Source organism: Flavobacterium sp. UGB4466, from assembly GCF_903469665.1.
GTDB lineage: Bacteria > Bacteroidota > Bacteroidia > Flavobacteriales > Flavobacteriaceae > Flavobacterium > Flavobacterium lipolyticum.
In genome coordinates this window covers 1-11,779 of the sequence record NZ_CAGKLC010000115.1, presented here as the reverse complement: position 1 = coordinate 11,779, position 11,779 = coordinate 1, and the positions used below count along the sequence as shown (strand labels likewise).

The window sequence follows — 11,779 nt, the reverse complement described above, 5'->3', positions numbered from 1 at the left end:
GTATCTTTGCACCCGAAACATCGCGGGATAGAGCAGTAGGCAGCTCGTCGGGCTCATAACCCGAAGGTCACAGGTTCGAGTCCTGTTCCCGCTACTAAGTAAAACACCACTTCAACAAGTGGTGTTTTTTTTTATTTCAAAGCAAAAACTGGCGGGCTCATATCCGCCGCGGCGGACACAGGTTCGAGTCCTGTTCCCGCTACAAGACCGGACAAATAAGATAACGACTTATTTGTTCGGTTTTTTTTATCTAATAAAGCCTTATTAATCAACAAAATAGACTGTGCAACAACATTTACTCTTGGGGTTCGATACGTGCTTCCGTCAAAAAGCAGTTTTTCAGGATATATCGAACCTATAATTTGTCGCTTAGTCTCTATATCTCCTTCTTTATAGACATTTGACAGCTTAGAAAGCACATTTAGTGCAGATTCAAGATTTCTCTTTATATTGAGATTTTTTTGTTCTGACATTAATGCGGATAGTTCTTCCTCTAAAGCCTCAATGTTTTTTTTACATTCCTCTTTGATTTCTCTGTAATCATCTGCATCTAGTTTCTCATCAAAAAGCAGATCTCTTGCCTTTGAAAGTTTTGCATTGAATCTGTCAATTTCCAACGCGATGGCACCACGTCTATTGTCGAAAACAGATCCAAAGCTTTTGTAGTTGATCATCATAACTTCATGTAAGATTTCCTGAATAACAATCGGAAATTCGTATTTCTCCAAATTGTCCTGAAAGATTTGATTTGCCTTAACGGCACTTTTTCTAAAGCCGCACTTTGGAATGCAATGGTAATAGTAGTAATAACCTCCTTTTGAACCTTTTGAAGCGCTGCCAGTCAGATTCCTACCACACTCGGGGCATATTAAAAACCCTCGTAGGGGTAAGTTGTCGTCAGATGAAATTTTAGTTTGCGGGCGTTTTTGACGTATATTTCCATCAATGATATTCTGAACCTTATAAAACAGTGCTTCTGAAATTAATGGTTCATGTTGACCCTCTACAAAATGTGCCTCCTCATCCTTATGTTTTTGAATGAAGACTTTGCCACAGTAAACAGCATTGCGAAGAGATACATGAAAAGCACTTTTGCTAATCTGTTTGCCTCTCTTATTAATTGCCTGACGTACCTGATCCACAGCCAGAATACCTTTAGCCATTTCTTTAAACGCCCATTGTATATTGCTCGCCTCAGGTTGCTTAATGGCAATATATTTTTTACCGTTCTCTGTTGTTCGATTTATATAACCAAATGGAGCCATACCTAAAACCCTGCCTTCTTTTTTAGCACGTCGCATTCCATAAAATGTGTTTAAAGCACGCCTGTCATTTTCAACTTCGGGAGCAGCCAAATATATTGCAAGCATCATTTTGTTTTCAGGAACGGATAAATCAAGTGGTTGCTCAACAGCCTGCGGTTCAATACCTAAGCTATTAAGCAGATTAATCATCTGATAAGCATCTCCGGCATTCCTGCTGAAGCGATCCCACTTTGTAAAAAGTATATAGTCTGGTCTTGCCGTGCGTTTTTTAACTCCTTCAAGCAGACGCTCCCATTCTGGCCGTTTAAAGGATTTTGCAGAATGATCTTCAAAAATTACTTTATCAATCTGTATATTTTGATTATTACAATACCGGCGCAGGCGCTCATCCTGGTCACGTTGTGAGTATCCTTTGTCTGCCTGTTCATCAGTTGAAACCCTGATATATAAAATTGCTCTTTTCATAGCATAGAATATTTTATTGACAACTGCCAACATTGATTTTTAACGGCATAAAGATAAGCAAACTAAGGGAGTTTAAAGTGCTTTCTAACAACAAAATACGTTAAAACATATAGGAATTCCATTATTAAAATAACTTCCTCGTATGTTACTTCCATTCCAGCATCTTTCATTCTTTGGAATGCTTCTTCTGTCGATATTTTTTTTAACTTAAGATCATTCATACCTCTGCATAATTACTAGTTAACATCGTCTGTCTGACTAAATTTATTAGGAAGAAACACGTATTAAGATGCTGAGGCTTTGAAAGGTTTTTTTTGGCTATCATTGGCCATTCTTATCATTTTTTGAGAAACAAAACTTGCTTTTTTCTTTTCTACTTTGAATTGATTGTATACCCTGATATTACAGGATGTGGAAGCATTTGGTTTATTATGTCGCTTTGGATTTACTTTAGACATTCATAGCCAAACACAACCATCACAGGACACTTTGTAAGAACATCCTCTTTTCGAAATTAATTTCATGAAAAACATGAAATTATGCTTTACAAAGAAACAGTCAGCGGTCAGATGTGGGAACTTCTGCAAAAGCTTATGAAAGATGAAAAATTGAAAGAATATGTACTGGTTGGAGGTACAGTACTCTCTTTACGAATAGGACATCGTTTATCAGTGGATATAGATCTTTTTATAACAGAAGATTTTAACCCGCAGATGATGCTCAGATATCTGCATGATACTTATGGTGCAGATGAAAAGGAAAGCAGAACATACAACAATACAGTTCTTACCTACATCGATGATATCAAAGTTGATATTGTAACCCACAAATACCCTCTTCTGAATCCTGTTGAAAATACAGAAGGAATCCGTATGATTTCCAATGAAGATATTGGAGCTATGAAACTCCATGCAATTTTTCAAAACGGACAAAGGTTAAAAGATTTTGTGGATATGTATTTTCTTCTGGAACACAATCCCCTGAAATTCTATCTTCAGGCTTATGAAAGAAAATACGAAGGAGATGCCTTTTGGGCAAAGCATGCCCTTAGTTATTTTGGAAATATCAATCAAGAATACGATGTTTCAATGGTTAAAGGAAAAGAGAAAAACTGGATAAAGATGTCTGAACGTCTAAAAAAAGCTGTCGCTGATCCAGAGCTGAAATTCGCAATTCAGAACCAGGACAATAAAATTGAAAATCCCAAGAAAGGAAGGGATTTTCGAAGGTAAAAACGTTGTTTAAATCATTAAAAATCATTAAATTTATAGTATGAAAAAGTCAGAAACGCACAAACAGATACCCAGCCTGCATCCCAAATTCTTTTGGGATACAAAAATTGACAAATTAGATTGGCAGAAAGCCTATCTTGCTGTCATTGCTCGTATTGTAGAGCGTGGTGGCCAGAATGAAATTGACGAGATCGTCCACTTTTATGGTCGTGAAAAAGTAATTAAGGCTATCCGTGAAGAGATTTACTTTCTGCCTAACTATGCAATTGAAGATGCCCTTAAATTCTTTCCGGAACTTAAAAAGGAAGAAATGTACTGCTATCTCAACCGCAAGGACAAACCCTATCACTGGATATAGTTATTATTTCAGAGGAATTTAAGTTTTCTCTTTAAAAGTGAAAAGTCTTTAAACATGAATATTTAAAGACTTTTTTTTGGCACTTTTTCAAAAAGGAAGCATAAAAATTTATTTTAATTTTTTTATCAAAATATTTATCGTAATATTGCAATATAAATATAAAACGATGGGAGCTACTAAAACAGATCACTTTACAGACAATCAAAACGAACTTGCAGTTTTGGCTAAAGCACTAGGACATCCTGCCCGAATAGCCATAATGGAATACCTTTTAAAGGTTGATACCTGTATTTGCGGGGATATAGTAAATGAATTGCCTCTTTCTCAGCCAACAGTATCACAACATCTTAAGGAGCTTAAAAACGCTGGTTTAATTAAAGGAAGTATAGATGGCAATTCTATCTGCTATTGTATTAATGAGCCTGGCTTAGAGAAAATTAAAGGTTTTTTTGAACACATAAGCAGTCATCTTGAGAAAAAGAAAAATGATTGCTGTTAACTTTTTAAAATACATATATTATGAAACTTTCACAAATTAAAGAAGTACTAACGAAGGTTGAAGCTGTAAACTTTGAACTGCCAAACGGAACTTTTGTCCCGGAATATTTCCACGTAACCGAAGTTGGTTTGATAACTAAAAACTTTATTGATTGCGGTGGTACTGTAAGAAAGGAAAACGTTGTAAACTTCCAGCTTTGGGATGCCAATGATTACGAACACCGACTTAAGCCTCAAAAGCTGATTCATATTATTGAGCTTTCAGAAAAAGTTTTGGGCATTGAAGATCATGAAATTGAAGTGGAATATCAGGACACCACCATTGGTAAGTATGATCTAGACTTTAATGGTAAAAACTTCATTTTATTAAATAAACAGACTGCTTGCCTAGCTCAGGACAATTGCGGTATTCCCGCTGAAAAGCAAAAAGTAAGATTATCAGATAAAAACAGTGAGCCTTGTTGTGCTCCTGATGGGAACTGTTGTTAACACAAACACCTATGAGTAAAAAAGAACATTGGGAAAACGTCTTTTCCACCAAAAAAGAAACTGAAGTAAGCTGGTATCAAACAAATCCTGAAACTTCTGTAAATGGTATTTTAAAAGCTAATTTACAAAAAAACGCAAAAATTATTGATATTGGAGGCGGTGACAGCTACCTGACTGATAAATTGATTGAATTAGGATATACTAATCTTTTTCTTTTGGATATTTCAGAAAATGCCATTAACCGGATCAAAAATCGTTTAGGTGAGAAATCTCAATATGTAACGTTTATTGTTTCGGATATTTTGGATTTTAAACCCGAAGAGGCATTTGATTTTTGGCATGACCGGGCTTCATTCCACTTTTTAACTTCCAAAGAGGAAATAAAAGCATATAAAGCAATTGTTGAGAAATCTACAACAGAAAAAGCCAATCTTTTTATGGGAACTTTTTCAGAATCCGGTCCTTTAAAATGCAGTGGATTGGAAATAACGCAATATTCCGAATCAAAACTTGAGTTGATTTTTTCCGATACTTTTGATAAAACTGAATGTTTTACAGAAAATCATCATACTCCATTTGAAACGGTACAGAACTTCATTTTTTGTAATTTTAAAAAGAAATAAGAATGTACGCAGATTTAACAAAAACAATTGATTCTTTATCTTTTGGTTACCTGACCCAAGACAGAAAGCAAACATTACAGCCATTAATCGAATTTATTCAAGCCAAAATAACCAATCAACAGGAAGTACGACTTAATTTGATTTGTACCCATAATTCCAGAAGAAGCCATTTGTCTCAAGTTTGGGCACAGACAGCAGCTAACTATTATAATATCAAAAATGTATTTTGTTATTCTGGAGGTACAGAAGCTACAGCACTCTTTCCTATGGTAGCTACGACACTAATACAACAAGGGTTTAAAGTCAATACCATTGCTGAAGGAAGCAATCCTGTTTACTTCATAAAATATGGAGAAAATGAAAATCCAATAATCGGCTTCTCCAAAACCTACGATGATGAATTTAATCCGAAAGGTGAATTTGCAGCTATCATGACCTGTTCACAAGCCGATGGAGGCTGTCCATTTATTCCAGGCGCAGAGAAACGTATCCCAATCACTTTTGAAGATCCAAAAGTTTCTGATAACACACCACAGCAGGAAGAAATATACAAGGAGCGCAGTCTTCAAATCGGAACTGAAATGTTTTATGTATTCTCACAAATTAAAAAATAAGTATGTCGGTAAATAATTGTGCACCAGCATTAGAAAGAAAAAAATTAGGTTTTCTTGATCAGTTTTTGACCCTTTGGATATTTCTCGCCATGATTATAGGCGTCATAGTAGGATATTTAATACCATCAAGTAGTGGATTTATTAATTCGTTTTCAAGCGGAACTACTAACATTCCCTTGGCGATTGGGTTAATTCTTATGATGTACCCTCCACTGGCAAAAGTAAAATACGAACAAATGGGAGAAGTGTTCAAAAACACAAAAGTATTGGGAGCATCCTTATTCCTAAATTGGATTGTCGGTCCAATTTTAATGTTTGTATTGGCATTACTATGCTTAAAAGGTTATCCTGAATACATGATTGGAGTAATCTTAATCGGATTAGCACGCTGTATCGCCATGGTAGTGGTATGGAATGATTTAGCTGACGGCAACAGAGAATATGCAGCAGGATTAATTGCTTTAAACAGTATTTTTCAGGTATTTCTTTACAGCGTGTATGCTTATGTATTTATAACCATTTTACCTCCTTATTTTGGATATACAGGCTTCAATGTAAATATCAGCATTGACCAAATTGCAGAAAGTGTCGGCATTTATTTAGGAATCCCTTTTGCGCTTGGAATAATTAGCCGTTACGGTTTAATCAAACTGAAAGGAGAGGAATGGTTTCAAAATAAATACATCCCTTTTATTTCCCCAATAACGCTTATAGCACTGCTGTTTACTATAGTATTGATGTTTAGCCTGAAAGGAGAGCTTATTATACAGATCCCAATGGATGTAGTGCGTATTGCAATTCCATTAGTAATTTATTTTGTAGTGATGTTTGTAATCAGTTTTTTCATTGGAAAATATTTTGGTGCCGATTATTCAAAGTCAACTGCCATTGCATTTACTGCAACCGGTAATAATTTTGAATTAGCCATTGCAGTTGCCATAGGTGTATTTGGTATTAACAGCGGACAGGCTTTTGCCGGTGTTGTTGGTCCATTAGTAGAAGTACCTGCCTTAATTGCTCTGGTAAATGTCGCTTTTTGGTTTAGAAAAAAATATTACAGTCTTCAAACCACATAAGGACAAACCCTATCACTGGATATAGTTATAGTGTTCAGATGGGTTTTTCTGCCTGTTTTTTAGTCTGCTGGAAAAACTAGAACTACATGCCTAAACGTTTTCTTTTTGGTTCATTTATCTGCTCTTCTTTATTCTGTTCCATCTTAACGGCAATATCTAAAGGCTGGTTTGTACGTTGTCTCAGCGATTCTTTTTCACTTGGGCTTAAATTATTATTCCCGCTGTTGTTTACATAATGTAAAACCGTTTTTACCGAACCCATTATGTCCAAAGGCTTTTCAGGTTTCCGTGCAGACTTCTTTTCACTTTCTTCAATTTTAATAACCAGCAGTTTGTCTAATAGTTTGGGCAGTCCAGTTTTTGTGGGGTTTCTAAGCTGTCTGAAAAAATTCGAGAAAAAATTGGTAAAAATGTTTCCGCCTCTGTCCATCTGAATAAACGGGTTTCTCTTTCTATTGCTCGTTTTTTTAATTTCATTCTTTTTTACCTCTTCAGGTTTTGGCTCAATAACAGTTTTTTTCTTTTCTTTCTTAGCTTTGCCCTTATGCTTATCTTTTTTCATGATCTTTGATTTTAAGGAAGAAGGTAATTATTATACTTTTCAGGTTTCGCTTTAAGGCGCTTTAAGGTTTTCATTGGTTGGGTATGTCCGGTTTGGGACTAGCTGGGCTTTATATTTTATCCAAAGAAATAATAAAAAGAAAACGAAGTTAGGGCGGGTTGTTTGGCTAACCAAAAGCTTACGGCATAATGTCTTGCTCGTATTCTCGCAATCCACCCTTACGGGACTTATTCCGTTTCCTTTTGGCCTGCCCACAACCCGTCCTGTAGAATTGCTTTCTTTTTCTTTTTTTCGGTTTTTCTGTTTTCTTTTGGAATTATATATTTTTATTGGAACTTCTACTGCCAATCTCTGCTAAAGCATTTTTATAACTTTATAGTTTTAAAAGCACATGTGAATATTTCAATCTGCATACATGTACAATTAGCCTTTAAAATTTACTTATATATAGTAGTGCAAGCTTGCAGACTTGCAGGCGTGTGTGCATGGCTGCATAGCTACAGGCTTGCAAGCTTGCATGAATGCATACATGAAGTCACAAATACATGAAAGAGTGCTTGAATCCGCGAATGCATGCGTTTATATATAGCTACGTACATATATAGCTATGCAAATACGTAGCTACGCAAGTACATGAATATGTAAATATATAAGTTACCGTTCCGGTAATCTATATTCCTGACAGTTATCAATATGACTGGAACACGTCTGCATTATTTCAGGATGTTGTATAAGATTGCATCCTATCTATCATATAATCTTTTGAGCTATAAAGCCACTCGCGGGCAGCCTTCATGGCTGCCAAATTTATTCCTATTCTTAATTATCGAAAAGGATTCCGATAATACCTCCTTTTAAAATTAGTTTCAGTAATATTCCTTATACTAATTCAAAAATGAAAAGGATATAAATCAGTTTCTTTTGATGAAATATACTATTTTACACTGGCATTATTTACGCATATTGAAATAATACAGCATGAGTTTAAATCGAATTTTGGTCAATATCAAAAGGTTTAAATTAAGAGAAGCTTATCGATTATGACAAGCTTCTCGGTTTTAAATTCTAATTGAAGTAGTTATAAATATCAATAACTAACCTCACCAGAGGATATATACGAGTCAGCAGTATATTTCCTGTGTTTTTCCTGATTTTGCCCTTTTTTTCGGGCTTACGCTTTTTTTTCATACCCATTAGGCTTTTACCCGGTAGAAAAGTTCTCTTACTTTTTTTACGTTTCATAATAACAATAAATTTTAAATTATTGTTACTAAGGGTTTCAGACGCTTAAAAGGGCCGACTGCTTATATGCGATTGATATTTAACAACTTGAAATATCATGTGGTATTTAAAAATCTGTTTCAGACAGAGCGATTCTTAAATACTTTGCATACTGACTTTAATTTAAAGCTGTCGCGGGACTATAGCAGGATACTATTACAAAAACCTAATTCCCCCCTCTTTTTAGCAAGGCAGACCAATAATATACGCTTTATTAAGACTAAAGGCTCTCTATGGCATTTGGCGGCAGTCTTTGGCAATACTACACATTATACTCTTTTTACCATCCTGTCTTTACTTTGTAAAGATTTTATTGCGTTTTTAATATGTTTTGAAAAAAGCAAGCGGGAGTTGAGCAGAGCCCTACTCGCTTGCCCCTTTGCTGAGGCTGCGGGGTTTTTGGGTATACTCTGGGTATATCCACAGCCTTTGGGGCTTGTCGATATAGGGCAAAAGGTATACCTGAGGGTATACCGGTACTTAAAAAATGAATGATTTGGATTTACAAAATAGGATATTATGAAAGAGAGAGATACCAACAGTATCCGCTATCCCAAAGAAACAGATGATAAGATACAGAAGTTGTCTAAAAGCCTTGGGCGAAGCAAAAAGGAACTCTTCTGCCAGATGGCGGATTACTTTTACCGAAGCAAGAAAGATCCGGCAGACCCCGGCGATGAAATGCTCAAGCGTGAGCTGTCTTCGGGCATCAGCCGTATCCTGTCTTTTATCCGCCAGCAGGAGAAGGATTTTCTCCTGCCGTTGTTTACCGATTCAGCTAATTTAAAAACCGTTTCTTCCAGACAGATGGAAATTCTCGAAGGAATAGGCAGGCATCTTTTAGCCGAAAGTGAGAAGACCACTGTTCTTACCAAACGGAGCGAACAGATTTTAAATGGCCTCAAGCATTTGGCTTCAGTACATAAGGAGAAAGAACTGCTCAAAGTACAGTTTGGTCAATTGTTGGATTATTATATAAACCAGCGTGAAGAAATGGGCTGGACTACAGCCGGCACAAAGAAAGAAGAACTTATAGCACACGTAAGGCAGTCACTCAAAAACCTATAGCATCATGTACATCAACATTACGGATTCTGAGACTGGGAACAACAAAGGAAGCTCGGGACAGCTGGTAAACTATCTGGAAAAGGAAAACCACGCAGCCCTTGAAAACGGCCACGCAAAGGAATTATGGTTCAATACCATAAGCAGCGAGATCATCCTACAGGAAGTCAAGGTAAGAATTGATAACAACATAGCCAAGCTAGGCCGCAATGATGCAAAGTTTTATCTTGTCAATATCAGTCCAAGCCAAAAAGAAATTACCTATCTAAAGGAACGTTTCGGGGATCAAGGTGCCCAAGAGAAACTAAAAGAGTATGCTGTCTGTGTTATGGATGCGTATGCCCGTAATTTTAAACGCCCCGGTATACAGGACAGCAAAAATCTGTTATGGTACGGCAAACTGGAACGTTACCGCTATTACAACTATAGGGATCCGGAGGTAGAACAAGGAATCGTAAAAGCAGGAGAACTAAAGACAGGGGAACAAATGCATGTACAGGTCATTGTCAGCCGAAAAGACAGTTCAAACAAAATCAAGCTCAGTCCGATGAACAATTCACGGGGCAGTAATAAAGAACATTCCGCCAGACTCGGGCAGTTTGACCGGGTCTCTTTTAAAGGTTCAGGGGAACTGATTTTTGACCAGATGTTTGGTTTTGACCGGCTGCTAAAAGACACCATGAACTATGCCCTGACCATGAAAAATGGCAGTCCTGAGCAGAAACGCGAAATTCATTTACTGGATCAGCTCCAAAACAGCCCCACTGATACAGAGAGGCCCATTTTCCCTGATAGGACAAAGGGTATTTTCCAAAATAATAGTTCGGAACTGGAACAGCTCACCTCTGAGATTGGTTTCTCCACAGAAGGTCTATTGGATATTCTTTCTTCTTCCGATCCTTTAATGTATGAGAATATGGAAGATCAGATTAGTGACTTCAAGAAGAAAAAAAAGAAAAAAAGACGTCCGCCGGGGATATAAGTCCGAACATATAAATTCCGTCAAAAATAATTATATTTGTCTATCATAGAGGTTATGCCTGTCAAAGGGCAAAGACCATCTACTACAGCCCGATTTTTGCGGGCTGCTTACTTTTTAAGAGGAGTATTTTTTTCTGTACTCTCAGTAAAAACATTACAAACTTCAATGCCGCTGTTATAATCAGTAATATAATCCTGCTCATTTTTGTAAAGCGTGTAAATAAGAACAAGTAATTTCCTTTCTAAAGCAACAATCCCCGTCTTGCCCGGTTTTCCCTTATCCTTTAACTGATTGAAATAGGTTCTTAGGTTTTTGTTGTGGATAATAGAACACACTCCTGCCAAATATAAAGCCTTTCTCATTGGGACGATTCCACGGTGTAAGCTGGCGCTCCAATCCCATGCGCGCTAGCATAGAAGCATCAATTTTATCAGTTTTATTTTTTTCATCCAGACTTTTGGCATATTGCTTTCCCTTTGCAGGCTGAATAATGCTTAAAGAATATAATAATCCGTTTTTGATAAGCTTTACATCGTTTTTGACAACAACCCTTCAAAGATATCGACTTAATTTAGCACCTATAAAACATTTAAAATGTAATAATTAGTTGTTCTTACATCGTATAAGTTAAGCTGATTTCGTACGCCTGTATCTCACTGTCAATGATTCGTTAAAACCTTAAAAGTGAAGACATGAAAATATCTATATCTATTAAAAAAACAATGGTTTATATAATTTGCTTATTATATATCCTACTATTTGTGTATGCCGCAATAAGTAAATTGCTTGATTTTGAAAACTTCCGCGTGCAATTGGGACAATCCCCATTATTAAGTGCCTTTGCCGGTTCGATTGCATGGATTGTGCCTGCAGTTGAATTATTGATTGCACTATTGATTGCATTAAAAAAATACAGGATAATTGGTCTTTTCTGCGCTTTTAGCCTAATGGTTATGTTTACCACCTACATCTATATTATTTTAAATTACAGTTCTTTTGTTCCTTGTTCCTGTGGAGGTATCCTTGAAAAACTGGGATGGAAAGAACATTTCTTTTTTAATGCAGTTTTCATAATGCTGGCAGCAGCAGGTATCCTGCTATTGGCCGTAGGGGTGCCAAAAGTGCACCTAATTTCAAAACCTGCTGTACTGGCCAGTGCTATTTCGATAACTTTTCTTTTTAGTATTGGTATTGTTGCCCTGCTATTTATGTTATCGGAAAGCATCATCCACCACCGGAATAATTTTGTTCGTCGTTTTCCCGGAAATG

13 protein-coding genes and 1 tRNA gene are annotated in these 11,779 nt (G+C 36.4%); 11 read left to right on the top strand and 3 right to left on the bottom strand.

Annotated features, from left to right (window positions below):
- Positions 1 to 21 precede the first annotated feature (21 nt).
- Positions 22 to 94, top strand: a tRNA-Met gene (locus tag JO950_RS19105).
- Between the two features lie 37 nt (positions 95 to 131).
- Here the strand turns inward: JO950_RS19105 and JO950_RS19100 are convergent.
- Positions 132 to 1,730 (bottom strand): recombinase family protein, encoded by a 1,599-nt coding sequence (locus JO950_RS19100; protein ID WP_202704068.1) that lies wholly within the window; start codon positions 1,728 to 1,730, stop codon positions 132 to 134.
- A 539-nt stretch (positions 1,731 to 2,269) separates the two neighbouring features.
- On the opposite strand from JO950_RS19100, the gene JO950_RS19095 reads away from it, so the two are divergent.
- The 7 genes from JO950_RS19095 to arsB all read left to right on the top strand — a co-directional run bounded on the left by JO950_RS19095 (position 2,270) and on the right by arsB (position 6,620).
- Entirely contained in the window at positions 2,270 to 2,962 is a 693-nt protein-coding gene (locus JO950_RS19095) for a nucleotidyl transferase AbiEii/AbiGii toxin family protein (protein ID WP_202704067.1), read from the top strand.
- Between the two features lie 40 nt (positions 2,963 to 3,002).
- Positions 3,003 to 3,320, top strand: coding sequence for a hypothetical protein (locus JO950_RS19090; RefSeq protein ID WP_202704066.1), 318 nt, complete (start codon positions 3,003 to 3,005; stop codon positions 3,318 to 3,320).
- Between the two features lie 166 nt (positions 3,321 to 3,486).
- Positions 3,487 to 3,819, top strand: coding sequence for a helix-turn-helix transcriptional regulator (locus tag JO950_RS19085; protein ID WP_202704070.1), 333 nt, complete (start codon positions 3,487 to 3,489; stop codon positions 3,817 to 3,819).
- 20 nt (positions 3,820 to 3,839) lie between these two features.
- Positions 3,840 to 4,307 carry a DUF6428 family protein gene (locus JO950_RS19080; protein WP_202704065.1) on the top strand — a complete coding sequence of 156 codons (468 nt, stop codon included), beginning with the start codon at positions 3,840 to 3,842 and terminating at the stop codon, positions 4,305 to 4,307.
- A gap of 11 nt (positions 4,308 to 4,318) precedes the next feature.
- On the top strand, positions 4,319 to 4,930 hold the full coding sequence (locus JO950_RS19075; protein WP_202704064.1) for a class I SAM-dependent methyltransferase: 612 nt from the start codon (positions 4,319 to 4,321) through the stop codon (positions 4,928 to 4,930).
- Between the two features lie 2 nt (positions 4,931 to 4,932).
- On the top strand, positions 4,933 to 5,544 hold the full coding sequence (locus JO950_RS19070) for a low molecular weight phosphatase family protein (RefSeq protein WP_202704063.1): 612 nt from the start codon (positions 4,933 to 4,935) through the stop codon (positions 5,542 to 5,544).
- Positions 5,545 to 5,546: 2 nt separating this feature from the next.
- Complete coding sequence (gene arsB / locus JO950_RS19065; RefSeq protein WP_202704062.1) at positions 5,547 to 6,620, top strand: ACR3 family arsenite efflux transporter; 1,074 nt, start codon at positions 5,547 to 5,549, stop codon at positions 6,618 to 6,620.
- Between the two features lie 82 nt (positions 6,621 to 6,702).
- Here arsB and JO950_RS19060 read toward each other — a convergent pair whose 3' ends face one another.
- A complete protein-coding gene (locus JO950_RS19060) occupies positions 6,703 to 7,182 on the bottom strand; it encodes a hypothetical protein (protein WP_202704061.1) in 480 nt (159 codons plus the stop codon).
- 1,800 nt (positions 7,183 to 8,982) lie between these two features.
- On the opposite strand from JO950_RS19060, the gene JO950_RS19055 reads away from it, so the two are divergent.
- Together JO950_RS19055 and JO950_RS19050 are read left to right on the top strand one after the other, a co-directional pair.
- Positions 8,983 to 9,531 (top strand): BfmA/BtgA family mobilization protein, encoded by a 549-nt coding sequence (locus JO950_RS19055; RefSeq protein WP_202704060.1) that lies wholly within the window; start codon positions 8,983 to 8,985, stop codon positions 9,529 to 9,531.
- Positions 9,532 to 9,535: 4 nt separating this feature from the next.
- Complete coding sequence (locus tag JO950_RS19050) at positions 9,536 to 10,510, top strand: DUF5712 family protein (protein ID WP_237732392.1); 975 nt, start codon at positions 9,536 to 9,538, stop codon at positions 10,508 to 10,510.
- 107 nt (positions 10,511 to 10,617) lie between these two features.
- Here the strand turns inward: JO950_RS19050 and JO950_RS19045 are convergent, their stop codons facing one another.
- A complete protein-coding gene (locus tag JO950_RS19045) occupies positions 10,618 to 10,872 on the bottom strand; it encodes a hypothetical protein (protein ID WP_202704059.1) in 255 nt (84 codons plus the stop codon).
- 330 nt (positions 10,873 to 11,202) lie between these two features.
- Between JO950_RS19045 and JO950_RS19040 the strand changes: the two genes are divergently transcribed.
- Positions 11,203 to 11,779 (top strand): MauE/DoxX family redox-associated membrane protein (locus tag JO950_RS19040; protein WP_370528129.1); only part of this gene is annotated, 577 nt, incomplete at its 3' end.

Excerpts from the sequence above, each read along its gene's own strand:
- JO950_RS19100 (WP_202704068.1), bottom strand. The coding sequence starts at position 1,730 with ATGAAAAGAGCAATTTTATATATCAGGGTTTCAACTGATGAACAGGCA.
- JO950_RS19095 (WP_202704067.1), top strand. The coding sequence starts at position 2,270 with ATGCTTTACAAAGAAACAGTCAGCGGTCAGATGTGGGAACTTCTGCAA.
- JO950_RS19090 (WP_202704066.1), top strand. The coding sequence starts at position 3,003 with ATGAAAAAGTCAGAAACGCACAAACAGATACCCAGCCTGCATCCCAAA.
- JO950_RS19085 (WP_202704070.1), top strand. The coding sequence starts at position 3,487 with ATGGGAGCTACTAAAACAGATCACTTTACAGACAATCAAAACGAACTT.
- JO950_RS19080 (WP_202704065.1), top strand. The coding sequence starts at position 3,840 with ATGAAACTTTCACAAATTAAAGAAGTACTAACGAAGGTTGAAGCTGTA.
- JO950_RS19075 (WP_202704064.1), top strand. The coding sequence starts at position 4,319 with ATGAGTAAAAAAGAACATTGGGAAAACGTCTTTTCCACCAAAAAAGAA.
- JO950_RS19070 (WP_202704063.1), top strand. The coding sequence starts at position 4,933 with ATGTACGCAGATTTAACAAAAACAATTGATTCTTTATCTTTTGGTTAC.
- arsB (WP_202704062.1), top strand. The coding sequence starts at position 5,547 with ATGTCGGTAAATAATTGTGCACCAGCATTAGAAAGAAAAAAATTAGGT.
- JO950_RS19060 (WP_202704061.1), bottom strand. The coding sequence starts at position 7,182 with ATGAAAAAAGATAAGCATAAGGGCAAAGCTAAGAAAGAAAAGAAAAAA.
- JO950_RS19055 (WP_202704060.1), top strand. The coding sequence starts at position 8,983 with ATGAAAGAGAGAGATACCAACAGTATCCGCTATCCCAAAGAAACAGAT.
- JO950_RS19050 (WP_237732392.1), top strand. The coding sequence starts at position 9,536 with ATGTACATCAACATTACGGATTCTGAGACTGGGAACAACAAAGGAAGC.
- JO950_RS19045 (WP_202704059.1), bottom strand. The coding sequence starts at position 10,872 with ATGAGAAAGGCTTTATATTTGGCAGGAGTGTGTTCTATTATCCACAAC.